The organism is Cupriavidus oxalaticus, assembly GCF_038900635.1.
Lineage (GTDB): Bacteria > Pseudomonadota > Gammaproteobacteria > Burkholderiales > Burkholderiaceae > Cupriavidus > Cupriavidus oxalaticus_B.
Window position 1 is genome coordinate 16667 of sequence record NZ_JAYMRX010000018.1, and the last position, 25323, is coordinate 41989.

General features: G+C 65.5%; 20 protein-coding genes. All 20 read left to right on the plus strand.

Features of this window, described 5'->3' with window-relative positions; all coding sequences use genetic code 11:
* Window positions 1-3: 3 nt before the first annotated feature.
* The 20 genes from VSR71_RS24230 (at window position 4) to VSR71_RS24325 (ending at window position 25188) form a co-directional block, all read left to right on the plus strand.
* Complete coding sequence (locus VSR71_RS24230) at window positions 4-873, plus strand: N-formylglutamate amidohydrolase (RefSeq protein WP_342916341.1); 870 nt, start codon at window positions 4-6, stop codon at window positions 871-873.
* A gap of 220 nt (window positions 874-1093) precedes the next feature.
* Window positions 1094-3052, plus strand: coding sequence for a tRNA uridine-5-carboxymethylaminomethyl(34) synthesis enzyme MnmG (gene mnmG, locus VSR71_RS24235; RefSeq protein ID WP_342916342.1), 1959 nt, complete (start codon window positions 1094-1096; stop codon window positions 3050-3052).
* Window positions 3053-3775 carry a 16S rRNA (guanine(527)-N(7))-methyltransferase RsmG gene (gene rsmG / locus VSR71_RS24240; RefSeq protein ID WP_342916343.1) on the plus strand — a complete coding sequence of 241 codons (723 nt, stop codon included), beginning with the start codon at window positions 3053-3055 and terminating at the stop codon, window positions 3773-3775.
* Between the two features lie 85 nt (window positions 3776-3860).
* Window positions 3861-4634 carry a ParA family protein gene (locus VSR71_RS24245; protein ID WP_342916344.1) on the plus strand — a complete coding sequence of 258 codons (774 nt, stop codon included), beginning with the start codon at window positions 3861-3863 and terminating at the stop codon, window positions 4632-4634.
* A 20-nt stretch (window positions 4635-4654) separates the two neighbouring features.
* Window positions 4655-5569 (plus strand): ParB/RepB/Spo0J family partition protein, encoded by a 915-nt coding sequence (locus VSR71_RS24250; RefSeq protein WP_342916345.1) that lies wholly within the window; start codon window positions 4655-4657, stop codon window positions 5567-5569.
* 321 nt (window positions 5570-5890) lie between these two features.
* A complete protein-coding gene (locus tag VSR71_RS24255) occupies window positions 5891-6394 on the plus strand; it encodes an ATP synthase subunit I (RefSeq protein ID WP_342916346.1) in 504 nt (167 codons plus the stop codon).
* A gap of 243 nt (window positions 6395-6637) precedes the next feature.
* On the plus strand, window positions 6638-7504 hold the full coding sequence (gene atpB, locus VSR71_RS24260) for a F0F1 ATP synthase subunit A (RefSeq protein WP_342916347.1): 867 nt from the start codon (window positions 6638-6640) through the stop codon (window positions 7502-7504).
* Window positions 7505-7582: 78 nt separating this feature from the next.
* Complete coding sequence (gene atpE, locus VSR71_RS24265; RefSeq protein WP_010811268.1) at window positions 7583-7849, plus strand: F0F1 ATP synthase subunit C; 267 nt, start codon at window positions 7583-7585, stop codon at window positions 7847-7849.
* A 99-nt stretch (window positions 7850-7948) separates the two neighbouring features.
* Complete coding sequence (locus tag VSR71_RS24270; protein WP_029046523.1) at window positions 7949-8419, plus strand: F0F1 ATP synthase subunit B; 471 nt, start codon at window positions 7949-7951, stop codon at window positions 8417-8419.
* 2 nt (window positions 8420-8421) lie between these two features.
* Complete coding sequence (locus VSR71_RS24275; RefSeq protein ID WP_342916348.1) at window positions 8422-8967, plus strand: F0F1 ATP synthase subunit delta; 546 nt, start codon at window positions 8422-8424, stop codon at window positions 8965-8967.
* A 38-nt stretch (window positions 8968-9005) separates the two neighbouring features.
* Window positions 9006-10547, plus strand: coding sequence for a F0F1 ATP synthase subunit alpha (atpA, locus tag VSR71_RS24280; RefSeq protein WP_115688486.1), 1542 nt, complete (start codon window positions 9006-9008; stop codon window positions 10545-10547).
* A gap of 74 nt (window positions 10548-10621) precedes the next feature.
* Window positions 10622-11497 (plus strand): F0F1 ATP synthase subunit gamma, encoded by an 876-nt coding sequence (gene atpG / locus VSR71_RS24285; protein WP_342916349.1) that lies wholly within the window; start codon window positions 10622-10624, stop codon window positions 11495-11497.
* A 33-nt stretch (window positions 11498-11530) separates the two neighbouring features.
* The gene (gene atpD / locus VSR71_RS24290; protein WP_342916350.1) at window positions 11531-12934 is read left to right on the plus strand and encodes a F0F1 ATP synthase subunit beta; all 1404 of its coding nucleotides are present in this window, start codon (window positions 11531-11533) and stop codon (window positions 12932-12934) included.
* A gap of 96 nt (window positions 12935-13030) precedes the next feature.
* Complete coding sequence (locus VSR71_RS24295) at window positions 13031-13447, plus strand: F0F1 ATP synthase subunit epsilon (protein WP_029046528.1); 417 nt, start codon at window positions 13031-13033, stop codon at window positions 13445-13447.
* A gap of 760 nt (window positions 13448-14207) precedes the next feature.
* Window positions 14208-14648: a CoA-binding protein gene (locus tag VSR71_RS24300; protein WP_342916351.1), complete on the plus strand. Its 441-nt coding sequence runs from the start codon at window positions 14208-14210 to the stop codon at window positions 14646-14648.
* Window positions 14649-14705: 57 nt separating this feature from the next.
* The gene (locus VSR71_RS24305; protein ID WP_342916352.1) at window positions 14706-15656 is read left to right on the plus strand and encodes an alpha/beta hydrolase; all 951 of its coding nucleotides are present in this window, start codon (window positions 14706-14708) and stop codon (window positions 15654-15656) included.
* A 102-nt stretch (window positions 15657-15758) separates the two neighbouring features.
* Entirely contained in the window at window positions 15759-16856 is a 1098-nt protein-coding gene (gene hemE / locus VSR71_RS24310) for a uroporphyrinogen decarboxylase (protein ID WP_342916353.1), read from the plus strand.
* A gap of 521 nt (window positions 16857-17377) precedes the next feature.
* On the plus strand, window positions 17378-19675 hold the full coding sequence (locus VSR71_RS24315; protein WP_342916354.1) for a primosomal protein N': 2298 nt from the start codon (window positions 17378-17380) through the stop codon (window positions 19673-19675).
* A 192-nt stretch (window positions 19676-19867) separates the two neighbouring features.
* Entirely contained in the window at window positions 19868-23857 is a 3990-nt protein-coding gene (gene putA / locus VSR71_RS24320) for a trifunctional transcriptional regulator/proline dehydrogenase/L-glutamate gamma-semialdehyde dehydrogenase (protein ID WP_342916355.1), read from the plus strand.
* A gap of 179 nt (window positions 23858-24036) precedes the next feature.
* Window positions 24037-25188 (plus strand): branched-chain amino acid ABC transporter substrate-binding protein, encoded by a 1152-nt coding sequence (locus VSR71_RS24325; protein ID WP_342916356.1) that lies wholly within the window; start codon window positions 24037-24039, stop codon window positions 25186-25188.
* Window positions 25189-25323 lie beyond the last annotated feature (135 nt).

The window sequence follows — 25323 nt, forward strand, 5'->3', positions numbered from 1 at the left end:
GGCATGGCTGAAGCGAACAACCAGGGCGCGTTGCCGCCGGTCATCGTGCGGCTGCCAGAAGGGGAGGCACTGCCGCTGGTGTGCGACTCGCCGCATAGCGGCACCGTGTATCCGGCGGATTTCGGCGCCGCGATCCCGACGGCCCGGCTGCGCGGCGGTGAAGACACGCACGTCGATTCGCTGTGGGCCGCGGTGCCGGCCGTCGGCGGCACGCTGCTGGCGGCGACTTTCCCACGTGTCTATATCGACCCGAACCGGATGGCCGACGATATCGACCCGGACCAGCTGGACGGGACGTGGCCCACGGCCCTGGCGCCGGGACCGAAGACCAGCCTGGGCTACGGCCTCGTCTGGAGCCGGATCGATGCGAGCACGCCGATCTACGACCGCCGGCTGTCCGTGGCGGAGGTGCAGGGGCGTCTGGATCGCTATTACCGTCCGTACCATGCGGCACTCGCCGAGGCGGTGGAGGGCGCATACCGGCGCTTTGGCGCGGTATGGCACCTGAACCTGCACTCGATGCCGAACAATGCCTACGAGCGCCTGAAGATCGACAGCCCGCACCCGCTGGCGGATTTCGTGCTGGGGGACCGGGATGGGACCACCTGCGAGCCGGGGCTGGTCGACCTGGTCGAACGCGAACTGCGCGGCATGGGCTACACGGTAGCGCGCAATGACCCGTACAAAGGCGTCCAGTTGATCGCCCAGATCGGTCGGCCGGCCGAGCGGCGCAGCAGCCTGCAGATCGAGATCCGCCGCCCGCTCTATATGGACGAGGCGACGCGGGAGCGGAATGCCGGGTTCGATACCTTGCAGCGTAACCTCGGAAAGCTGGCGGAGCAGGTGGCAGCTTATATCCGCGCGAGCGTCTGAGCAGGTTGTTCCACGTGAAACATTGGCCGGGCCTTGTGCCCGGCCTTTTTGTTTCACGTGGAACATCGTGGCATCTCAGCGTCGCTTGGCGGCCACGCGCAGGTATCGTCCACGCCATGTTTCACGTGAAACATCGTGCCGGCCGAAAAGCCGCCAGTCGAATGCCGCTATAATTTCGCATTCTCGCATTTTCCCGCCAGCCTCCCGGAGGAGGTGTCCCATGCTTTACCCAAAAGAATTCGATGTCATTGTCGTCGGTGGTGGTCACGCCGGCACTGAAGCAGCACTTGCGGCCGCGCGCATGGGCTGCCAGACGCTGCTGCTGACCCACAACATCGAGACGCTGGGCCAGATGAGCTGCAATCCGTCCATCGGCGGCATTGGCAAGGGGCACCTGGTCAAGGAAGTGGATGCGATGGGCGGCGCCATGGCCGCCGCCACGGACGAGTCCGGCATCCAGTTCCGCATCCTCAATTCCAGCAAGGGGCCGGCGGTGCGCGCCACGCGCGCGCAGGCGGATCGTGTGCTGTATCGCAAGGCGATCCGTACCCGCCTGGAAAACCAGCCGAACCTGATGCTGTTCCAGCAGGCAGTGGATGACCTGATGGTCGAAGGCGACCGGGTCGTCGGCGCCATGACGCAGGTCGGCATCGCCTTCCGCGGGCGGGCCGTGGTGCTGACCGCTGGTACTTTCCTGGACGGCAAGATCCACGTCGGCCTGGACAACTACACCGGCGGCCGCGCCGGCGATCCGGCGGCGGTATCGCTGTCGGCGCGCCTGAAGGAGTTGAAGCTGCCGCAGGGCCGCCTGAAGACCGGCACGCCGCCGCGCATCGATGGCCGCACCATCGACTTCTCGGTCATGGAAGAGCAGCCCGGAGACCTGGATCCGGTGCCGGTGTTCTCCTTCCTGGGCCGTCCGGAGCAGCATCCCCAGCAACTACCTTGCTGGATCACCCATACCAACAGCCGTACGCACGACATCATCCGTGGCGGTCTCGACCGTTCGCCGATGTACACCGGCGTGATCGAAGGGGTAGGGCCGCGCTACTGCCCGAGCATCGAGGACAAGATCCATCGCTTTGCCAGCAAGGAAAGCCACCAGATCTTCCTGGAACCGGAAGGTCTGACCACCAACGAGTTCTACCCGAACGGGATCTCGACCAGCCTGCCGTTTGACGTGCAACTGGAACTGGTGCATTCGATCCGCGGCCTGGAGAACGCGCATATCCTGCGCCCGGGTTATGCCATCGAGTACGACTACTTTGATCCTCGCGGCCTGAAGTCATCCCTGGAGAGCAAGGCGATCCGCGGCCTGTTCTTTGCCGGCCAGATCAATGGCACCACCGGCTATGAAGAAGCCGCCGCGCAGGGCCTGCTGGCTGGCATCAATGCTGGCTGCTACGTGCGCGAACGCGATGCCTGGACACCACGCCGCGACCAGGCCTACCTGGGCGTGCTGGTCGACGACCTGATCACGCGCGGCGTGACCGAGCCGTACCGCATGTTCACCAGCCGTGCCGAATTCCGCCTGAGCCTGCGCGAGGACAACGCCGACATGCGGCTGACGGAAATCGGCCGTGAACTGGGTGTCGTTGACGATGCGCGCTGGGATGCTTTCAACCGCAAGCGCGACACTGTTTCACGTGAAACAGAGCGCCTGAAGAGCACGTGGGTGAACCCGGCGATGCTTCCGCCGGAAGACGCCGTGCCGCTGCTGGGGAAGGCGATCGAGCGCGAGTACAGCCTGGCCGACTTGCTGCGCCGGCCGGAAGTCCGCTATGAGTCGCTGATGACGCTGCAGGGCGGCCGTTATGCGCCCGAAGCACCGCTCGACCTTGATGCCATGTTGTCCGAGCAGATCCGTGAGCAGATCGAGATCGGCATCAAGTACCACGGCTATATCGCCCGCCAGGCTGCCGAGGTCGACAAGCTGGAAGCCAATGAATCGACCCGCCTCCCCGAAAATCTCGACTACACCGAGGTACGCGGATTGGGTTTCGAAGTCAGCCAGAAGCTGAACCAGCACCGCCCGGAAACGCTGGGCCAGGCATCGCGCATCTCGGGCGTGACGCCCGCGGCGATCTCGCTGCTGCTGGTACACCTGAAGAAAAAGGGACTCGGCCGCGCGCGCGTCGAGCCGGCTGCCGCTGGCGGCAACTCGGAAGAGGCGGCCTGAGTGGCAGGCGCTCGACACACCACGACGGACGACGCCACCCAGCGTCGTCGCCTCGAGGCCGGCCTCGCCGAGATCGGACTGGTGCTGGCACCGGCACAGATCGACAAGCTGTTCGATTACCTCGCGCTGCTGCGCAAATGGAACGGCGTCTATAACCTGACCGCAATCCGCCATCCTGATGAGATGCTTACGCATCACATGCTGGATTCGCTCGCGGCAGTACCGGCCCTGGCGGCCGCCGCGCGTTCTGCAGAGGTGGGTACGCTCGCGCAGGGCAGGGTGCTGGATGTCGGTTCGGGCGGCGGCATGCCCGGACTGCCGTTGGCAATTGCGTGTCCCGACGTGTCGGTGCTGATGGTCGACATCGTGCAGAAGAAGACCGCGTTCCTGACGCAGTGCCGCGCGCAGCTTGGCCTGGCCAACGCCGCGGCACACTGGGGCCCGGTGGAGAACCTGGAGGACACGGACGGCTTTGCCGTGATCACCTCGCGCGCCTTTGCCGAATTGACCGACTTCGTGAACCTGTCGGGCCAGCTGCTCGCGCCGCGCGGCAAGCTGATCGCCATGAAGGGCGTTTATCCACAGGCCGAGCTGGACCGGATGGAAGCCGCCGGGCTGATGGCCCACTGGCAAGTCGATGACGTACCGCGCCTCACGGTGCCGGGACTGGACGCTGAGCGCCACCTGGTGGTGCTGTCGCGGCGCGCAGGCGCGCACGCATGACTTACGCCGCGGCGCTGCAAGAAGCGTCGCGAACTGCCGGCCACGAGGCTGGCCGGATGATTTGAACCAGGAGCCTCAGGAGCATATGGCCAAGGTATTCGTGATTGCAAACCAGAAGGGCGGGGTGGGCAAGACCACCACCACGGTGAACCTCGCCGCCGGCCTGGCCGCGCAGGACCAGCGCGTGCTGCTGGTCGACCTGGATCCGCAGGGCAATGCCTCGATGGGTTCGGGCATCGACAAGCAGGCGCTGGAACACAGCGTGTACCAGGTGCTGGTTGGCCTGGCCAGCATCCCGCAGGCGCGCCAGAAATCCGAGACCGGCAGGTACGACGTGCTGCCGGCCAACCGCGAGCTGGCCGGCGCCGAAGTCGAACTGGTCGAACTCGATCACCGCGAGCGTCGGCTCAAGCAGGCCATCGATGAAGTCGACGACGAGTACGACTTCGTGCTGATCGACTGCCCGCCGTCGCTGTCGCTGTTGACGCTGAACGGGCTGTGCGCGGCGCATGGCGTGATCGTGCCGATGCAGTGCGAATATTTCGCGCTCGAAGGGCTGTCCGATCTGGTCAACACCATCAAGCAGGTGCACGCCAACCTGAACCGCGAGCTCAAGGTGATCGGCCTGCTGCGCGTGATGTTCGACCCGCGCGTCACGCTGCAGCAGCAGGTGTCGGCGCAGCTCGAATCGCACTTCGGCGACAAGGTGTTCAAGACCCTGATCCCGCGCAACGTGCGCCTGGCCGAGGCGCCGTCTTATGGCATGCCGGGCGTGGCATTCGATCCGTCATCCAAGGGCGCCAAGGCGTACCTGGACTTTGGCGCCGAGATGATCGCGCGCGTCAGGCAGCTGGGCTGAAGCTGAAGGAGGCATCGACCATGAGTACCGCAAAGACGCCGGCAAAGAAGAAGGGCCTGGGCCGTGGCCTGGAAGCGTTGCTGGGCGGTCCCGCCGAGATCGTCGAGACCGCGAAGCAGGAGGGCGCGCCCAGCGTGTTGCACGTGGACCAGTTGCAGCCGGGCAAGTACCAGCCGCGTACGCGCATGGATGAAGGCGCGCTACAGGAGCTTGCCGCAAGCATCCGCGCGCAGGGCCTGATGCAGCCGATCCTGGTGCGGCGCGTGGCCGAGCCGGATCGCTACGAGATCATTGCGGGCGAACGCCGTTACCGCGCGTCGAAGCTCGCGGGCCTGGACAAGGTGCCGGTGCTGGTCAAGGACGTGGCCGACGAAGCCGCGGCCGCGATGGCGCTGATCGAGAACATCCAGCGTGAAGACCTGAACCCGCTGGAAGAAGCGCAGGGCATCATGCGCCTGATCCGCGAGTTCAAGTTTACGCACGAGCAGGCCGCCGAGTCGGTGGGCCGCTCGCGCAGCGCCGTGTCCAACCTGCTGCGCCTGCTGAACCTGGCGGCGCCGGTGCAGACCATGCTGATGGCGGGCGATCTCGATATGGGCCACGCACGCGCGCTGCTCGCTGTCGACGGCGCGAACCAGATCACGCTCGCCAACCAGATCGTCAACAAGCGGTTGTCGGTGCGCGAGACTGAAAAGCTGGTGGCGTCCACGCTCAAGCCGTTCGACCTGAAGTCGCTCAAGCAGAAGGGCGTCAACAATATCCGCGACGTGGCGCGGCTGGAAGAAGAGCTGTCGGATTCGTTGGGGCTGTCGGTGCAGATCAAGCTGGGTGCGCGCGGCAAGGGCCAGCTCACCATCCACTTCAGCGACAACGAAGCGCTCGATGGCGTGCTCGCGCGGCTGCGCGAATCGAGCGAAGGGCAGCAAGCCGCCTGAAATAGCGGGCGATAACCGGCCATTGCAGGGGTAACTGTTGCATCGATGCAGCAGTGGCCGGTGCGATTATCGGTATACGTGAGGCGTAGCCGCTAATCCTCCATCATGCGCAGGGTCCGCTGCGCAATCCAATTACGTCAAACATCATTGCGGCGCAATTTTTGCGAAGCCATCATGCAATCGTGATGGCAACCGTTGTGCACAACGCACTGCAAGCTAACTGTAAGCAGATTGACGCGAATCAGTAGTTCCCCTTAAAATCGTGCGGTTTGAATTCTGGTCGGGCCGATAAGTTCCGGCCTGGAATGAGGCAGGCAGGTAGTGGTTCGAGACCGTCAGCAGCGCAGCGCCAGTTCCCGTCAGGAAGATGACTGGGACGACTGGAAAGAAGGCGCAGACCGTGAAGAGGAAGCTGTCGATCCGCTGTCGCACGCCGATGCGGTGAAGCTGTTTGGCGAACACGCGCTGCGTCCTTCGCGCATGACCCCGGGCAAGGTTGTCCTGGCGCAGGTGATCGTTTCCCTGCTGTCGGCATTGTGCTGGGCGTTGTTCGGGAAAGAGGCAGGGCCGTACGGCTGGTCAGCGTTGTTCGGCGGCATGGTGTGCTTCGTGCCGAGCGGATTCTTCGCATTCCGGCTGTGGGTGGCGCGGGATCGTGCATCGGTCGGCGGGTTGGTCCTCGGCGAGGCGATCAAGGTGTTCGCCACCGTGGTCATGCTGGTGCTGGTGGTGGTGCTGTACCGGGATCTGCGTTGGGTGCCGATGCTGGTCACGTTCCTGCTGGCGCTCAAGACTTACTGGGTGGTGGCCCTCGCGATGCGCTAGGCCGCTGCACAAGACAGGTGCTTCATCCGGAGGTGGGGCACCGAAACGGAATATCAAGATGTTTCCGTGGCGGTTTCACTGTGGTTTCACAGCGGTGACACCGGACACGGTCAAGGTTGGAAGCCCGCTTGCATCGCGGTGACCGGCGAATCCGCCGAAGGCTATGCAAGACGCGTACCGGGCGCCGCACAGGAGTAGCGGCGCGCGGCCCGAAGATTTCGCAATATACCGTTCGATTCGACAATGGCAGAAGCTACCCAAAGCGCGGAACACGTGCTGACACCCTCCGGCTATATCGCCGAACACTTGCAGAACTTGAACTCGGTCGGCGGCAAGCAGGCGTCGGTGGTCGATTTCTCCGTGATCAACTATGACACGGTGTTCTGGTCGGTCCTGTGCGGCGCCATCGCCGTGCTGTTCCTGTATGCCGCCGCGCGCCGCGTCACCTCGGGCGTGCCGGGCCGCTTCCAGGCTTTCGTTGAAATGATCGTCGAGATGGTCGACGACCAGGCCAAGGGCATCATTCACGGCGACCGTTCGTGGATTGCTCCGCTGGCACTGATGGTGTTCTGCTGGATCACCATGATGAACGCGATCGACTTGATCCCGGTGGACTGGGTCACCGGCCTGAATCATGTCCTGGGCATCTTCCACATCCATCTGCCCCACCACCGCGCGGTGGCCACGGCCGACCTGAATGGCACGCTGGGCATGTCCTGCGCCGTGCTGGTGCTGATGATCTACTACAGCTTCAAGATCAAGGGCGCGGGCGGCTTCATGCACGAACTGTTCTCGGCCCCGTTCGGCGCCAAGTGGTACCTGGCCCCGTTCAACCTGGTCCTGAACATCATCGAATTCCTGGCCAAGGCCGTTTCGCTCGGCATGCGGTTGTTCGGCAACATGTACGCCGGTGAACTCGTGTTCCTGCTGATCGCGCTGCTGGGTTCCATCTGGACGTTCAGTGCTGACCTGTCGGCACTGGGCTTTGTCGGCCACGTCCTTGCCGGCGCGGTCTGGGCGATCTTCCACATCCTGATCGTTCTGCTCCAGGCTTTCATTTTCATGATGCTGACGCTGGTGTACATCGGCCAGGCTCACGATCACCACTGATCGCCGCAGGCTTAAAGTTTTAGGTTTTTGGTTTTTTGATTTTTTGGTTCTAAGTCTCTCTAAATTAAAGGAGTCGTCATGCAAGAATTTCTCGCCAACATCCAGGGTCTGACCGCCATCGGTATCGGCATCATCATCGGCCTGGGCGCTATCGGCGCCTGCCTGGGTATCGCCCTGATGGGTGGCAAGTACATCGAAGCCTGCGCACGTCAGCCTGAGCTGATGAACCCGCTGCAAACCAAGATGTTCCTGCTGGCTGGCCTGATCGACGCGGCATTCCTGATCGGCGTGGGTGTTGCAATGCTGTTCGCCTTCGCCAACCCGCTGCTGGCTGTCATCAAGTAATTCTTTTCGGTCTGCATGATGCTGACGGGCGGCGCGGGCCACCAGCCTGGCCGCCTTTTGTGCATTTATCTGTAGTTTGATTACCGAAAGGAACACACCATGAATCTGAACGCAACGTTTTTTGCGCAGATGGTCGTGTTCTTCATCCTGTGGTGGGTTGTTGCCAAATTCATTTGGCCGCCGCTGGTGAAGGCGCTCGACGAACGCGCAACGAAGATCGCCGATGGCCTCGCCGCTGCCGAGAAGGGCAAGGCCGAGCTTGAACTCGCCAACAAGCGTGTGGACCAGGCCATGGCCGAAGCCCGCACCGAAGGCGCTCAACGCGTCGCTGACGCCGAGAAGCGCGCCCAGCTGACGGCCGACGAGATCAAGCAGAACGCCCAGGCAGAAGCCGCACGCATCATTGCCCAGGCCAAGGCCGATGCCGAACAGCAGGTTACCCGCGCGCGCGAAGAACTGCGCGACCAGGTCGCCGTGCTGGCCGTCAAGGGTGCCGAGCAGATCCTCAAGCGTGAAGTGAACGCGCAGGTCCACAGCGACCTGCTCAATCAACTCAAGGCTGAGCTCTAATCATGGCTGAAACCGCAACCATTGCCCGTCCCTACGCTGAGGCGCTGTTCCGCGTCGCCAGTGAATCGAGCGCAGGCAACCTGGGTGCATGGTCCGAGCTGGTGTCGGAAATGGGGCAAGTTGCCGCCAATGCCGACATGAAGGCGGTCGCCGACGATCCGAACGTTCCCGGCGACAAGCTGGCCGAACTGTTCCTGTCGGTGCTGAAGTCCCCGGTCAGCGACGAGGCACGACGCTTCGTCAAGCTGCTGGTGGAGAACGGCCGCCTGTCGGTGATGCCTGACATCGCCGAACAGTTCCATGCGCTCAAGAACGCCCGCGAAGGGTCGTCCGACGTTGAGATCATCAGCGCTTTCCCGCTGGAAGATGGTCAGCTGAACGACCTGGTCGCCGCACTCGAACGCAAGTTCGGCCGCAAGCTGTACGCGCAGGTGGCGGTGGACCCGTCCCTGATCGGCGGCGTCAGCGTCAAGGTTGGCGACGAAGTGCTCGACACCTCCGTGCGTGCGCGCCTGGCAGCCATGCAAACCGCGCTGACCGCCGCTTGAGCGGCCGTCCGACGGATTGAAGAATTAGGAGCATTGTGATGCAACTGAACCCCTCAGAAATCAGCGAGCTGATCAAGACCCGCATCTCGGGTCTTGGCGCCGAAGCTGAAGTGCGCAACACCGGCACGGTGATTTCCGTGACCGACGGTATCTGCCGCGTGCATGGCCTGTCTGGCGTGATGCAGGGCGAGATGCTGGAATTCCCCGGCAACACCTTCGGCCTCGCGCTGAACCTCGAGCGCGACTCGGTCGGCGCCGTGGTGCTGGGCGACTACGAACACATTTCCGAAGGCGACACGGTCAAGTGCACCGGCCGCATTCTGGAAGTGCCGGTGGGCAAGGAACTGCTGGGCCGCGTGGTCAACACGCTGGGCCAGCCGATCGACGGCAAGGGCCCGATCAACGCCAAGGAAACGGACGTGATCGAGAAGGTGGCCCCGGGCGTGATCGCGCGTCAGTCGGTGAGCCAGCCGGTGCAGACCGGCCTGAAGTCGATCGACTCGATGGTGCCGATCGGCCGTGGCCAGCGCGAGCTGATCATCGGCGACCGCCAGACCGGCAAGACCGCCGTCGCTGTCGACGCGATCATCAACCAGAAGGGCAAGGGCATGTACTGCGTGTACGTCGCCATTGGCCAGAAGGCTTCGACGATTGCCAACGTGGTGCGCAAGCTGGAAGAGCACGGCGCGATGGAATACACCGTCGTCGTGGCTGCTGCCGCTTCGGACTCGGCCGCCATGCAGTACCTGGCCGCCTACGCCGGCTGCACGATGGGCGAGTACTTCCGCGACCGCGGCGAAGATGCGCTGATCGTTTATGACGACCTGACCAAGCAAGCCTGGGCCTATCGCCAGGTGTCGCTGCTGCTGCGCCGCCCGCCGGGCCGTGAAGCTTACCCGGGCGACGTGTTCTACCTGCACTCGCGCCTGCTGGAGCGTGCTGCCCGCGTGAACGAAGACTACGTCGAGAAGTTCACCAACGGTGCCGTCAAGGGCAAGACCGGTTCGCTGACCGCGCTGCCGATCATCGAAACGCAGGCCGGCGACGTGTCCGCGTTCGTGCCGACCAACGTGATCTCGATTACCGACGGCCAGATCTTCCTGGAAACCGACCTGTTCAACGCCGGCATCCGTCCCGCTATCAACGCCGGTATCTCGGTGTCGCGCGTGGGTGGTGCTGCACAGACCAAGGTGGTGAAGAACCTGTCCGGCGGTATCCGTACCGACCTGGCCCAGTACCGTGAACTGGCTGCTTTCGCGCAGTTTGCTTCGGACCTGGACGACGCCACCCGCAAGCAGCTCGAGCGCGGCCGCCGCGTGACCGAACTGCTCAAGCAGGCGCAATACCAGCCGCAGCAGGTGTGGCAGCTGGCCGCGTCGCTGTTCGCAGCCAACAACGGCTTCCTCGACAACGTGGAAGTGAAGGACATTCTGCCGTTCGAGAAGGGCCTGCACGACCATCTGAAGACCAAGTACGCCGACCTCGTCAACCGTATCGAAGACACCAAGGTGCTGTCGAAGGAAGACGAGCCCGCCCTGCGTGCCGCGATCGAGGATTTCAGGAAGTCCGCCGCGTTCTAACCGCGCAATTCCCCGACACCGCCGCCGCGCCTGGCTGACGCCGGCGCGGCGCTGGTTCGGACGGAGAGGAAGATATGGCCGGAACGAAAGAAATTCGAACCAAGATCAAGAGCGTGCAAAACACGCGCAAGATCACCAAGGCGATGGAAATGGTCGCCGCATCCAAGATGCGCAAGGCGCAGGAACGGATGCGCAGTGCCCGTCCCTATGCCGAGAAAGTGCGCAACATCGCGGCGCACCTGGCTTCGGCCAACCCCGAGTTCAAGCACCCGTTCATGCAGGAGCGCGAAGTCAAGCGCGTCGGCATGATCGTGGTCACGACCGACAAGGGGCTGTGCGGCGGCCTGAACACGAACGTGCTGCGTGCGGTGACCAACGAGCTGAAGAGCCTGCAAGGCCGCGGCGTGGATGTGCGAGCCACTGCCATCGGCAGCAAGGGCATGCAGTTCCTGAGCCGCATCGGCGCCAAGGTGGCCTCGAATGTGGTGCAGCTCGGCGACACCCCGCACCTGGAAAAGCTGATCGGCGCGATCAAGGTCCAGCTCGACGCATTCACCAACGGTGAAGTCGACGCGGTGTACCTGGCGTACACCAAGTTCATCAACACGATGAAGCAGGAACCGATGGTTGAGCAGCTTCTGCCGCTCGCCGCCGACAAGCTGTCGCAGACGGAAGAAGAGAAGCGCGCCTACTCGTGGGATTACATCTACGAGCCTGACGCGCAGACCGTGGTGGAAGAGCTGTTGGTCCGCTACGTCGAGGCGCTGGTGTACCAGGCCGTGGCCGAGAACATGGCGTCCGAGCAGTCGGCGCGCATGGTGGCCATGAAGGCAGCATCCGACAATGCGAAGAACGTGATCGGCGAACTGCAGCTGGACTACAACAAGACCCGGCAGGCAGCGATCACCAAGGAACTGTCGGAGATCGTCAGCGGCGCGGCAGCGGTCTGAGGCGTCAAGAATTCAAGCTATCGGAGATACGAAATGAGTATCGGAAATATTGTGCAGTGCATCGGCGCCGTGGTGGACATCGAGTTCCCGCGCGACGCGATGCCGAAGGTGTACGACGCGCTGGTGCTGGAAGACAGCGGCGAAACGTCGTTCGCCGAGAAGGGCCTGACGTTCGAAGTCCAGCAGCAGCTGGGCGACGGCGTGGTGCGTACCATTGCCCTCGGTTCGTCGGACGGCCTGCGCCGCGGCATGGCGGTGAAGAACACCGAAGCGCCGATCTCGGTGCCGGTGGGTCAGGGCACGCTGGGTCGCATTATGGACGTGCTGGGTCGCCCCATTGACGAAGCTGGCCCGATCGCTTCCGAAGAGCGGCGCGCGATTCACCAGAAGGCGCCGAAGTTCGACGAACTGTCGCCTTCCACCGACCTGCTCGAAACCGGCATCAAGGTGATCGACCTGATTTGCCCGTTCGCCAAGGGCGGCAAGGTGGGCCTGTTTGGTGGCGCTGGCGTGGGCAAGACCGTCAACATGATGGAGCTCATCAACAACATCGCCAAGCAGCACAGCGGTCTGTCGGTGTTCGCCGGCGTGGGCGAGCGTACCCGTGAAGGGAACGACTTCTACCACGAAATGAAGGAATCCAACGTGCTCGACAAGGTGGCCATGGTGTTCGGCCAGATGAACGAGCCGCCGGGCAACCGTCTGCGCGTGGCACTTTCCGGCCTGACCATGGCCGAGAAGTTCCGCGACGAGGGCCGCGACATCCTGTTCTTCGTCGACAACATCTACCGCTACACGCTGGCCGGTACCGAAGTGTCGGCACTGCTGGGTCGTATGCCTTCCGCCGTGGGCTACCAGCCGACGCTGGCTGAAGAAATGGGCAAGCTGCAGGAGCGCATCACCTCGACCAAGACTGGCTCGATCACCTCGATCCAGGCCGTGTACGTGCCTGCCGATGACCTGACCGACCCGTCGCCGGCAACCACCTTCCTGCATCTGGACTCGACCCTGGTGCTGTCGCGTGACATCGCCGCGCTCGGTATCTACCCTGCAGTGGACCCGCTCGACTCGACCTCGCGTCAGATGGACCCGCAAGTGGTTGGCCAGGAGCACTACAGCGTCGCGCGCGCCGTACAGCAGACGCTGCAGCGCTACAAGGAACTGCGCGACATCATCGCGATTCTGGGCATGGACGAACTGTCGCCGGAAGACAAGATGGCCGTGAACCGCGCGCGTAAGATCCAGCGTTTCCTGTCGCAGCCGTTCCACGTGGCCGAAGTGTTCACGGGTTCGCCGGGCAAGTACGTGCCGCTGAAGGAAACCATCCGTGGTTTCAAGATGCTGGTGGATGGCGAGTGCGATCACCTGCCCGAGCAGGCGTTCTACATGGTCGGCTCGATCGACGAAGCCTTCGAGAAGGCCAAGAAGCTCCAGTAAGCCTTGTTTCGATGCCCCCGCAACCGCGGGGGCGGCGGTGCATCGCGCGAAGCGGTGTAGCCGTCAGAAGCGAAGCGATTGGAGAAAGGATCAGATATGGCAACCATTCTTGTAGACGTCGTCAGCGCGGAAGCGTCGATCTTCTCCGGCCAGGCGAAGTTCGTGGCGCTGCCGGGCGAGTCGGGTGAGCTGGGCATCCTGCCGGGCCACACGCCGCTGATCACGCGCATCCAGCCGGGTGCGGTGCGCATCGAGAAGGAAGACGGCAGCGAAGAGTTCGTGTTCGTTGCCGGCGGCATTCTCGAAGTGCAGCCCAAGCACGTCACCGTGCTGGCCGACACCGCTATCCGCGGTGGCGATCTGGACGAAGCCAAGGCCCAGGAAGCCAAGCGTGCGGCCGAAGAGCTGATGCAGAACCAGAACAGCGACCTCGACCTGGCACGTGCCCAGAGCGAGCTCGCCGTGGCGGCTGCGCAGCTGGCTGCCATTGCCCGCCTGCGTCGTAAGAAGTAAAGAATCAGCAGTCCCGTCGCGTTGTTGTTTTTTCGATGCGACATTTAAAAAAGGCAGCCGCGAGGCTGCCTTTTTTGTGGGCACAGCGATATGCTTTCGTCCTGCTTGGACAAAAAAAAGCGCGCGGGCCGGGGAGGCTCCGCGCGGACGGGAAAATCCCTTCGAGGGGTCAATTCGAAGGAACGGGTTCGGTCCAGGTGACAATCAATGCGCATCGGATACCTGGTATCCGCTACAGGCTGCAAAGGCCACGCGCTAAAACGGTCTTCCTGGTGTTCCGGTCCAGCGGCAATTTTGCTGGATCGGAAAATCGGGTTGCTGCAAGAAACGCTACAAAAAAGGCTTTCTTCACCACGCCCCTTTTAGGTCTGCACAGCAATCTTTGCTGGGGCGCCGCACCCCGAACAGCGGGTGTGTCAATGCATTGTGGGGGAATCTCCCCGGCATGGCAGTAACAAAATGTATCGTTTTGCAAGAAGTTGAAAGCCGCTGCCGCCGACGGCCGCCGTGCGCGCCACTTTTACGCAAATTGCGATCAAGTTCGCCGCTGTAACGTGCCTATAGCGTATCATTCGCGGCTTGTTTTTCGTGTTCGCTCTCGCACCATGTCCATGTGGCGATTCGCGGTTACGATTTGATACGTCCGCGGCGCTAGCCCGCCTCCTGCCGACGGAAGCGCCATGGTTGTCCCCGGTTATCCTGCAGTTGTTCAGCCGTTATCCCAAGACTTATCCCGCAGTTATTCACAGCCGGAGCCGCAATGCACCCAGAGATGCAGCCAGCGATACATGCCATGCTGGCGATGAAGACTGTGGCCGTGGTCGGTCTGTCTGACCGGCCGGAGCGCGCCAGCCATGAGGTGGCGGAGTTCCTGCAGGGCCACGGCTTTCGTATCGTGCCGGTGAATCCAAGCCACGCCGGCGAGCGCATCCTGGGCGAAACCTGTCACGCCAGTCTGCAGCAAGCCGCCGAGGCGATGGCCGCCAGTGGCGCACGCATTGAGTGGGTCGACATCTTCCGCCGTGCCGAGGACACGCCCGGGGTGGTCGATGACGCCATCGCCATCGGTGCGCGCGGGGTCTGGCTACAGCTTGGCATCGTCAATGACGAAGCCGTGGGCCGCGCTGCCGCGGCGGGACTGCTCGCGGTCCAGGACTGCTGCAGCAAGATCGAGCTGACGCGCGCACTGGCGCTGCGCTAAGTTGCGCCAGGCAGCGCCGGCACTGGCCCGTTTTCGTTTTTACAAGCCCTCGCAACCATGGCCATCGATCCCGAACTGACTGCCTACTATCGCCGCCTGGCCGAGCGCTACGCCGGCGTGCCCGCGCCTGCCGACGCCGCAGCGCGCCGTGCCCGCTTCGCCGAGATCGCCGCGGCTTCGCTGCTGCCGGACCCCGAGGGCATCGCCGTACAGGACCTGCAGATTCCTCTGGACGGGCGCACCCTTGGCGCACGACTGTTCCGGCCGCAGGGCGAGGACCGGCAGCGGCTGATCGTGTACTTCCATGGGGGTGGCTGGGTCATCGGCTCGCCGCAGACCCACCAGACCGTGGCGGCATTGCTCGCCGCGGATACCGGCTGCGCGGTGGTCAGCGTCGACTACCGGCTGGCGCCCGAGCATCCATTCCCCGCGCCTTGCGACGACGCGGTGGAGGCAGTGGCGTGGCTCGCGGGCCAGCGGCAGACACTGGATCTGGCGCCAGACTTCCTGGCGCTTGCCGGCGACAGCGCGGGTGGCCATCTGGCCGCGCAGGCCGCACAACAGCTCAACGGCGGCGACGCGGTGCGGGTCGACGCCCAGCTGCTGATCTACCCGGTCGCGGCGCCGGTACTGGCCACGGAAAGCTACCGTGCCTTTGCCGACGGTCCCGGCCTGACGCGCGACGAAATGGCCTGGTTCTGGACCCAGTTCATCGGCGCCGAGGCCCTCGCGCAAGGGGCGGCGCATGCCGACCCGCGCGTGCACCTGATGGCCGCAGCGCCGGTTCGGCCGCCCGCGACGGTGATCCTGGTCGCGGCCCACGACGTGCTGCGCGACGATGGACTGGCCTATGCCGACTTCCTGGTGCGCCACGACGCACCGGTGGTTACCATCGAGGCCAGCGGCATGGTCCATGGCTTCGCACGGCTGCAGCCCGAAGCCCAGCGTGCGCGCGAATGGATGCGGCGTGCCGCCGGTGTCTTCCGCGATCTGCTCGACGACGCCTGAGCGTGGCCACGGCGCATCACGTGCGCGCCAGGAGTACACCCGGAGCGTACCCTGAAGCGCCGGCGCGCGCCGCCCATCCCTTAGAATGGCGGTCTTACGAGGATGACCATGACCGCACTGCAGAACGATACCTTCCTGCGCGCGCTGCGCCGCCAGCCCACCGAATACACGCCGCTGTGGCTGATGCGCCAGGCAGGCCGCTACCTGCCCGAGTACAACGCCACGCGCGCGCGCGCCGGTAGCTTCCTCGGGCTGGCCAAGAACCCGGCCTACGCCACCGAGGTGACCCTGCAGCCGCTTGACCGGTATCCGCTGGACGCGGCCATCCTGTTCTCTGACATCCTGACCGTGCCCGATGCAATGGGCCTCGGCCTCTCGTTTGCCCAGGGCGAAGGCCCGCGCTTCGCGCATCCGCTGCGCACCGAAGCCGACGTGCAGCAGCTGGCCGTGCCCGACATGTCCTCGCTGCAGTACGTGTTCGACGCGGTCAGCGAGATCCGCCGGGCGCTGGTGCAGGATGGCCGCCAGCGCGTGCCGCTGATCGGCTTCTCGGGCAGCCCGTGGACGCTTGCCTGCTACATGGTCGAAGGCGGCGGCTCGGACGACTTCCGCAAGGTCAAGGCGATGATGTATGGCCGCCCGGACCTGATGCACCGCATCCTCGAAATCAATGCGCAGGCCGTCTCGGCATACCTGAACGCCCAGATCGAGGCGGGCGCGCAGGCAGTGATGATCTTTGACACCTGGGGCGGCGCGCTCGCCGACGGCATGTACCAGGCATTCTCGCTGGCCTATATGCGCCGCGTGCTAGTCGGACTGAAGCGCGAGCACGCTGGCGAGCAGGTGCCGGCGATCGTCTTTACCAAGGGCGGCGGACTGTGGCTCGAGGCGCTGGCCGATACCGGCGCCGACGCGATCGGGCTGGACTGGACCGTCAACCTGGCCGAGGCGCGCCGCCGTACCGGCGGGCGCGTGGCCTTGCAGGGCAATATCGACCCCACCGTGCTGTTCGCGCCCGAGGCGGCAATCCGCGAGCAGGTGCGTGGCGTGCTGGACAGCTACGCGGCGGGCGGCGGCAGCGACGGCCACGTGTTCAACCTTGGCCACGGCATCTCGCAGTTCACCCCGCCCGAGCATGTCACCGTGCTGGTCGATGAAGTACACGCCTACAGCCGCAAACTGCGCACCGCGCAGAAGTGACCCGGGTGATATACGCCGAAGCGGCGGGGCTCGCGGCGCCCCGCGCTGCAGCGAAGCGCGCCGGCGCGCGGCCGGTGATCCGGGAGCCGCGCCGTTACGCCTGTCAAGTTAACTTTTTTGCCACCATTCGCCAAAAAGGTGCCCGGAGTTGATTCTCGGGGCTTGACTTATGCACACCGATAGGTTTGCCGCAGTGCAAGGCAGGGTAACGCCTTAACCTATCCGGGGGATGTTTGCAAGGTCTTGATTTTTAAGGATTTGGAAGATTTGCAAAGCGTGGCCCGATGCCAGTGGATCCCTTGATCTTCGGGCCTTCCGGGCGCCCGCGAGCGACTTTTCAACAAAGTTATCCACAGGGGCGGTGTAATTAGTGGAAAACCAGTCATCTATCATCGACTTAGGGCCACATTTGAAGTTTTACTTTAAGTTGATGTTGCGCCGCACCCAAAAACGCCTGTGCCCGCCGGGCTGCCGCCCCATGCACAGCGATTGCGCAATTGGCGTGCACCAGGTCAGGTCCGATGGCGGACGATAGCGGCGCCACCGCCATATTGAGCGGCGACCCCGCCATCGCTCTGCCGATCGTGCGCGTGGCCCTGGATACGCCTGCCGACGATTGTTTCGACTACCTGGCGACGCCGGAGATCGCCCCCGGCGACCTGGTGGTGGTACCTTTTGGCCGCCGCAGCCTGGTTGGCGTAGCCGTAGAGCGCGCTGCCGCCTCCGATGTGCCGCGCGACCGGCTGCGCCCGGTAGCGCAGCGCCTGGACTGGATGCCGCCGCTGCCGCCCGACTGGATCGCGCTGGCCGCGTTTGCAGCGCGCTACTACCAGCGCCGCGTGGGTGAAGTCATGCTGCCGGCGCTGCCGCCGGCGTTGCGCGAAGCCGACAGCTGGCCAGGCCTGGCACAGCGTGCCCGCACCGACGAATACCGCGTGTTGCCCGAGCATGTGGATAACTTGCTGGCCGCCGTGCCGCCGCGCGCCCGCAGTGTGCGGGCGCTGGCGCAGGCGCTCGCCGAACGCGCTGCCGCCGGCACGCCACTGGCGCTGGCCGATGCGCGCGCGCTGTGCGCGGCGGCACCGGCCCGGCTGGCCGAATGGCAGGCCGCCGGCTGGGTCGAAGGCGATCGCGCCGCCCGGCCGTTACTGCCGACCGCGCCGATGCAGGCGCCGTCCGCAGCACCCGCCTTGCACGACGAACAGCGCGCCGCCGTGCAGGCGATTGCAGAAGCGCAAGGTTTCGCTCCGTTCCTGCTGCACGGCGTTACCGGCAGCGGCAAGACCGAGGTCTACCTGCACGCCATGCAGGCCGTGCTGGAGCGCGACCCGCACTCCCAGGTGCTGATGCTGGTCCCCGAAATCAACCTGACGCCGCAGTTGCAGACGCGCATCGCCGCGCGCTTCCCGCACCTGCCGCTGGCAGTGCTGCACAGCGGCCTGGCTGACCAGGAGCGCAGCCTGCAATGGCTGGCCGCGCACCGCGGCGAGGCCCGTATCGTGCTCGGCACGCGCATGGCCGTGATGGCGTCGCTGCCGGGGCTGGCACTGATCGTGGTCGACGAGGAGCACGACACGTCCTACAAGCAGCAGGAAGGGCTGCGCTACTCGGCTCGGGACCTGACGGTGTGGCGCGCCAAGCAGCGTGGCATCGCGGTCGTCCTCGGTTCCGCCACGCCGTCGATGGAAACCTGGTGGCGGGCAGGGCAGGGCGCCTACCGCAAGCTGGTGTTGCGCGAGCGCGCCCAGGCCGATGCCGCGCTGCCCACCGTGCGCCTGGTCGACCTGAACCATGAACGCCAGCGCCAGCGCGCGCTGTTCGAAGGCCTGTCGGTGCCGCTGCTCGAAGCGATCGATGCCCGGCTGGCGCGCGGCGAGCAGAGCCTGCTGTTCCTGAATCGCCGCGGCTACGCGCCGGTGATTGCCTGCGACAGCTGCGGCTGGCTGTCCGGCTGCCCGCGCTGCTCGGCATACCTGGTCCTGCACCGGCCCGAGCGGCGCCTGCGCTGCCACCACTGCGGGCTGGAAGCCCCGGTGCCGCACCACTGCCCGGACTGCGGCAATGTCGATATCGCGCCGCTTGGCCGCGGCACCCAGCGCATCGAGGAAGCGCTGGCGGCGCGCTTCCCGCAGGCGCGCATCGCGCGCATCGACGCCGATTCCACCCGGCGCAAGGGCAGCGCCCAGGCGATGTTCGACGAAGTCCACGCCGGCGAGGTCGACATCCTGGTGGGCACCCAGATGGTCGCGAAGGGCCATGACTTCCAGCGCGTGACGCTGGTTGGCATCGTGCACCCGGACGCCGCCATGTTCAGCCACGATTTCCGCGCCGCGGAGCACCTGTTCGCGTCGCTGATGCAGGTGGCGGGGCGCGCCGGACGCGCCGGGTTGCCGGGCGAGGTGCTGATCCAGACCCGCTACCCGGACACCCCGGCATTGCAGGCGCTGATGCGCCATGACTATGATGGATTCGCGGCCAGCCAGTTGCGAGAGCGGCGCCAGGCCGGGTTGCCCCCGTTCTGCTTCCAGGTGCTGGTCACCGCCGAGCATGGCGAACTGGAGCGGGCCCTGCAGTTCCTGCAGGCAGCGCGGCGGCAAGCCGATATGTGCCAGTTGGCGGCCGAGGTGCAACTGCACGACCCGGTGCCGATGTCGATGGTGCGCATCGCCAACCGCGAGCGCGCCCAGATGCTGGTCGAGGCGACCGCCAGGCCAGCCCTGCAACGGTTTATGGCTGAGTGGGTGCAGACTTTCGCAGAGGTAGGAACGGAGGTGAAAGGGGTGCGCTGGCAGCTGGAAATCGACCCGCTCCGGATATGAGCAGGCGGCGCCGGAACTGCATGGGTGCAACCCGTCTTTCAGGGTTAACTCTAGGGTTGCACTGGGTTGCACCTTGAGGTTTTTCGGGAGTAAGATCGCGCCAGCTCACAGGCTGCGGCCGGTCATGCGTCCATGCCTGCGGCATTGGCGCGGCAGTACCGGCGGCGCCCCAGTTTTCGGAGAACTGCCCGCATGGCCACCACCACTCTCGGCGTCAAGCTCGACGACGCCTCGCGCGATCGCCTCAAGCGAGTCGCCCAATCCATCGACCGCACGCCGCACTGGCTGATCAAGCAGGCTATCTTCACTTACCTGGAGCAAGTCGAGCGGGGGCACCTGCCGCACGAGACCAGTGCCGCCGGCTTGGCCGACACCGATGGGGCCGACGCCTCCGACCCGGTCACCGCCGACGGCGCGCCGCAGCCGTTCCTGGAATTCGCCCAGAGCATCCAGCCCCAATCCGTGCTGCGTGCCGCCATCACCTCCGCCTACCGCCGTCCCGAGACCGACTGCGTGCCGGTGCTGCTGGAACAGGCACGCCTGCCGCAGCAGCAGGCCGAGGCCGCCATCAAGATGGCCAAGACGCTGGCCACGCGGCTGCGCGAGCAGAAGGTCGGCACCGGCCGCGAAGGCCTGGTGCAGGGCCTGATCCAGGAATTCTCGCTTTCGTCGCAGGAAGGCGTGGCGCTGATGTGCCTGGCCGAGGCCCTGCTGCGTATTCCCGACAAGGCCACGCGCGACGCGCTGATCCGCGACAAGATCAGCGGCGCCAACTGGCAGTCGCACCTGGGCCAGAGCCCGTCGCTGTTCGTCAACGCTGCCACCTGGGGCCTGCTGCTGACCGGCAAGCTGGTTGCCACGCATACCGAATCGGGCCTGAGCAAGGCGCTGACTCGCATTATCGGCAAGGGCGGCGAGCCGCTGATCCGCAAGGGCGTGGACATGGCGATGCGCCTGATGGGCGAGCAGTTCGTCACCGGCGAGACCATTTCCGAGGCGCTCGCCAACGCGCGCAAGTACGAGGCGCAGGGCTTCCGCTACTCCTACGACATGCTGGGCGAAGCGGCCATGACCGAGGCTGACGCCGTGCGCTACCTGGCTTCGTACGAGCAGGCCATCCACGCCATCGGCCAGGCCTCGCGCGGCCGTGGCATCTATGAAGGCCCGGGCATCTCCATCAAGCTGTCGGCGCTGCACCCGCGCTACAGCCGCGCCCAGCACGAGCGCGTGATCGGCGAGCTGTACGAGCGCCTGAAGTCGCTGACGCTGCTGGCGCGCCAGTACGACATCGGCATCAACATCGATGCCGAGGAGGCCGACCGCCTGGAGATCTCGCTCGACCTGCTGGAACGCCTGTGCTTCGAGCCCGAGCTGGCCGGCTGGAACGGCATCGGCTTCGTGGTGCAGGGCTACCAGAAGCGCTGCCCGTTCGTGATCGACTACCTGATCGACCTGGCCCGCCGCAGCCGCCACCGCTTGATGATCCGCCTGGTCAAGGGCGCCTACTGGGACAGCGAGATCAAGCGCGGCCAGGTGGAAGGCCTGGAGGGCTATCCGGTCTACACGCGCAAGGTCTACACCGATGTGTCGTACGTGGCGTGCGCGCGCAAGCTGCTGTCGGTGCCGGACGCGATCTATCCGCAGTTCGCGACGCACAACGCGCATACGCTGTCGGCCATCTACCAGATCGCCGGCCACAGCTACTACCCCGGCCAGTACGAGTTCCAGTGCCTGCACGGCATGGGCGAGCCACTGTACGACCAGGTGGTCGGCCCCACCGCCGACGGCAAGTTCAACCGCCCGTGCCGCATCTACGCGCCGGTCGGCACGCATGAGACGCTGCTGGCCTACCTGGTGCGCCGCCTGCTGGAGAACGGCGCCAACACCTCCTTCGTGAACCGCATCGCCGACGACACCATCTCGCTGGACGAACTGGTTGCCGACCCGGTTGCCGTGGTCGAGGCCATGCACCGCGACGAAGGCACGCTGGGCCTGCCGCATCCGCGCATCCCGTCGCCGCGCACGCTGTACGGCAAGAGCCGTCCCAATTCCGCCGGCATCGACCTGGCCAATGAACACCGGCTGGCGTCGCTGTCGTCGGCCTTGCTGGCGGGCACCAGCGAGCGCCAGGTCGCCGAGCCGATGCTGGGCGCCGCGCTGGTCGCCGATTCGCAGCGCTCTGCCGACGCCATCACCACGCCGGTGCTGAACCCCGCCGACCACCGCGACGTGGTCGGCCAGGTCACCGAAGCCAGCCAGTCTGACGTCGACGCCGCGCTGCAGGCCGCCGTCAATGCCGCGCCGATCTGGCAGGCCACGCCGCCGGACGTGCGCGCCGCCGCGCTGGAGCGCGCCGCCGACCTGATGGAAGCCCAGATGCAGTCGCTGATGGGCATCATCATGCGCGAGGCCGGCAAGACCTTCTCCAACGCCATTGCCGAAGTGCGCGAGGCGGTGGACTTCCTGCGCTACTACGCCGCCGAGATCCGCCGAGGCTTCGACAACGAGACCCATCGCCCGCTGGGCCCGGTGGTGTGCATCAGCCCGTGGAACTTCCCGCTGGCGATCTTCACCGGCCAGGTCGCCGCGGCGCTGGCCGCCGGCAACCCGGTACTGGCCAAGCCCGCCGAGCAGACCCCGCTGATCGCCGCCGCCGCGGTGAAGCTGCTGCGCGAAGCCGGCGTGCCAGCCGGCGCGGTGCAGCTGCTGCCGGGCCGCGGCGAGACCGTCGGCGCCGCGCTGGTGGGCGATGCCCGCGTCAAGGGCGTGATGTTCACCGGTTCGACCGAGGTCGCCCGCATCCTGCAACGCAATGTCGCCGGCCGCCTGGACGCCGCCGGCCGCCCGATCCCGCTGATCGCCGAGACCGGCGGCCAGAACGCGATGATCGTCGACTCGTCGGCACTGGCGGAGCAAGTAGTCGGCGACGTGGTCAACTCGGCCTTCGACTCGGCCGGCCAGCGCTGCTCGGCGCTACGCGTGCTGTGCCTGCAGGAGGACGTGGCCGACCGCGTGCTGGAAATGCTCAAGGGCGCGATGCAGGAACTGACCATGGCCAACCCGGACCGCCTGTCGACCGACGTCGGCCCGGTGATCGACGAAGAGGCGCGCGCCAACATCGTGCGCCATATCGACGCCATGCGTGCCAAGGGCCGCCGTGTGCACCAGGCCGATCCCAACGCCGCGCAGGGCGCCAGCTGCCGCAATGGCACCTTCGTGCCGCCGACGCTGATCGAGCTGGACAGCATCGAGGAACTGAAGCGCGAGGTGTTCGGCCCGGTGCTGCACGTGGTGCGCTTCCCGCGCGCGGCGCTCGACACCATGGTCAGCCAGATCAACGGCACCAACTACGGCCTGACGCTGGGGATCCATACCCGCATCGACGAGACCATCTCGTTTATCGTCAGCCGCGCCCATGTGGGCAACCTGTACGTGAACCGCAATATCGTTGGTGCGGTAGTGGGGGTCCAGCCGTTCGGCGGCGAGGCGCTGTCGGGCACCGGCCCCAAGGCGGGCGGCCCGCTGTACCTGCACCGGCTGCTGTCGGTGTGTCCGCAGGACGCGGTGGCACGCAGCGTGCGCGCGGCCGACGGGACCAACCACGCCGAGACGGTTGGCCCGGACGATGAGGCGGTGCGCGCCGCCGACGCCTTCCGCAACTGGGCCGGCACCGAGCTGCCCGCGGTCGCCGACGCCTGCGCGCGCTTTGCCGAGGCATCGCCGTCGGGCCTGGCGGTAACGCTGGCCGGCCCCACCGGCGAGCGCAACACCTACACGCTGCTGCCGCGCGAACACGTGCTGTGCCTGGCCGCGCAGGAAGGCGACCTGGCGCTGCAGCTGGGCGCCGTGCTGACCGTCGGCGCGCGCGCCGTATGGCCGGAAAACCCTGCTGCGCGGGGGCTGTTTGCGCGCCTGCCCAAGGAAGTACAATCGCGCGTCCGCATGGTGGCTGACTGGACCGCCGCGGACATCGCCATCGATGCGGTGCTGCACCACGGCGACTCCGACCAGCTGCGCACGGTGTGCGAGCAGGTGGCGGCGCGCCCGGGGCCGATCATCGGCGTGCAGGGACTGGCGCAAGGCGAGCCGACCGTCGCGCTCGACCGCCTGCTGATCGAGCGCTCGCTGTCGGTCAACACCGCGGCCGCGGGCGGCAATGCAAGTTTGATGACGATCGGCTGAGGCATTCTCGGACGCGCGTCTTGTCGAAGCGCGCACCGGTGGCGGCGATCCCGCCCCGGCGCGCACACCAAGGAGGGCGCGGCACTGCCAGGCCGCGCCTGGAAAAATACGCCGCTCAGGGCGCCATACCGGCACCACCGCGGCACAGAGTGGCACCAATTGGGACCCAAGGAGATCTGATGAGCTCGACATTCCACAAGACGGCACTGACCGTTGCCCTGACCCTGGCCGGCCTGACCGCCGCCTCCGCCGCCTTCGCGCAGGCACAGGAAATCAAGCTGGGCTACGCCGGCCCGATGACCGGCGGCCAGGCCCAGTACGGCAAGGACATGCAGAACGGCATCGTCCTCGCGATCGAGGACATGAACGCCACCAAGCCCAAGATCGCCGGCAAGGAAGTCAAGTTCGTGCTGGTCTCCGAAGATGACCAGGCCGACCCCAAGACCGGTTCGGTGGTCGCGCAGAAGCTGGTCGACGGCGGCATCCAGGGCATGCTCGGCCACTTCAACTCGGGCACCACCATTCCGGCGTCGATGGTCTACAACCGTGCCGGCATTCCGCAGATCGCCATGGCGACCGCGCCGGAATACACCAAGCAGGGTTTCAAGACTACCTTCCGCATGATGACCTCCGACACCCAGCAGGGTTCGGTGATCGGCGCCTTCGTGGTGAAGAAGCTGGGCGCGAAGAACATCGCCATCGTCGATGACCGCACCGCCTACGGCCAGGGCCTGGCCGACGAGTTCGAGAAGGCCGCCAAGGCCGCCGGCGGCAAGATCGTGCGCCGCGAGTTCACCAACGACAAGGCGGTGGACTTCAAGGCCGTGCTGACCAACATCAAGCGCAGCAACCCGGACATCATCTTCTACGGCGGCGCCGAGACCCAGTCCGCGCCGATGGCCAAGCAGGTCAAGGAACTGGGCATCAAGGCCCCGCTGGTGTCGGGCGAAATGTCCAAGACCGACAACTTCCTGAAGCTGGCTGGCCAGGCTGCCGAAGGCACCGTGGTGTCGCTGGCCGGCCTGCCGCTGGACCAGATGCCGGGCGGCGCCAACTACGAGAAGAAGTACGAGAAGCGCTTCGGCTCCAAGGTGCAGACCTACTCGCCGTATTCGTATGACGGCGCCACCGCGATGATGACCGCGATGGTCAAGGCCGGTTCGGCCGATCCGGCGCGCTACCTGCCGGTGCTGGCCGCGACCAGCATGCAGGGCGTGACCACCAAGACGCTGGCCTATGACGCCCGCGGCGACCTGAAGGACGGCGGCATCACCGTCTACAAGGTGGTGGGCGGCAAGTGGACCGTGCTGGAAACGGTTGGCGGCAAGTAAGCAATCCATGCTCGCCAGGCAAGACGCCACCCTCGGGTGGCGTTTTGTTTTTTTGCAAAGGCTTAAGAATGCGGCCACCGTGCCGATGGTTGTCCGGATGCGGATCGCCCTCATGGCGCATAATCCCGCACTCGC

Excerpts from the sequence above, each read along its gene's own strand:
- VSR71_RS24230 (WP_342916341.1), top strand. The coding sequence starts at position 4 with ATGGCTGAAGCGAACAACCAGGGCGCGTTGCCGCCGGTCATCGTGCGG.
- mnmG (WP_342916342.1), top strand. The coding sequence starts at position 1,094 with ATGCTTTACCCAAAAGAATTCGATGTCATTGTCGTCGGTGGTGGTCAC.
- VSR71_RS24245 (WP_342916344.1), top strand. The coding sequence starts at position 3,861 with ATGGCCAAGGTATTCGTGATTGCAAACCAGAAGGGCGGGGTGGGCAAG.
- VSR71_RS24250 (WP_342916345.1), top strand. The coding sequence starts at position 4,655 with ATGAGTACCGCAAAGACGCCGGCAAAGAAGAAGGGCCTGGGCCGTGGC.
- atpB (WP_342916347.1), top strand. The coding sequence starts at position 6,638 with ATGGCAGAAGCTACCCAAAGCGCGGAACACGTGCTGACACCCTCCGGC.
- atpE (WP_010811268.1), top strand. The coding sequence starts at position 7,583 with ATGCAAGAATTTCTCGCCAACATCCAGGGTCTGACCGCCATCGGTATC.
- VSR71_RS24270 (WP_029046523.1), top strand. The coding sequence starts at position 7,949 with ATGAATCTGAACGCAACGTTTTTTGCGCAGATGGTCGTGTTCTTCATC.
- VSR71_RS24275 (WP_342916348.1), top strand. The coding sequence starts at position 8,422 with ATGGCTGAAACCGCAACCATTGCCCGTCCCTACGCTGAGGCGCTGTTC.
- atpA (WP_115688486.1), top strand. The coding sequence starts at position 9,006 with ATGCAACTGAACCCCTCAGAAATCAGCGAGCTGATCAAGACCCGCATC.
- atpG (WP_342916349.1), top strand. The coding sequence starts at position 10,622 with ATGGCCGGAACGAAAGAAATTCGAACCAAGATCAAGAGCGTGCAAAAC.
- atpD (WP_342916350.1), top strand. The coding sequence starts at position 11,531 with ATGAGTATCGGAAATATTGTGCAGTGCATCGGCGCCGTGGTGGACATC.
- VSR71_RS24295 (WP_029046528.1), top strand. The coding sequence starts at position 13,031 with ATGGCAACCATTCTTGTAGACGTCGTCAGCGCGGAAGCGTCGATCTTC.
- VSR71_RS24300 (WP_342916351.1), top strand. The coding sequence starts at position 14,208 with ATGCACCCAGAGATGCAGCCAGCGATACATGCCATGCTGGCGATGAAG.
- VSR71_RS24305 (WP_342916352.1), top strand. The coding sequence starts at position 14,706 with ATGGCCATCGATCCCGAACTGACTGCCTACTATCGCCGCCTGGCCGAG.
- hemE (WP_342916353.1), top strand. The coding sequence starts at position 15,759 with ATGACCATGACCGCACTGCAGAACGATACCTTCCTGCGCGCGCTGCGC.
- VSR71_RS24315 (WP_342916354.1), top strand. The coding sequence starts at position 17,378 with ATGGCGGACGATAGCGGCGCCACCGCCATATTGAGCGGCGACCCCGCC.
- putA (WP_342916355.1), top strand. The coding sequence starts at position 19,868 with ATGGCCACCACCACTCTCGGCGTCAAGCTCGACGACGCCTCGCGCGAT.
- VSR71_RS24325 (WP_342916356.1), top strand. The coding sequence starts at position 24,037 with ATGAGCTCGACATTCCACAAGACGGCACTGACCGTTGCCCTGACCCTG.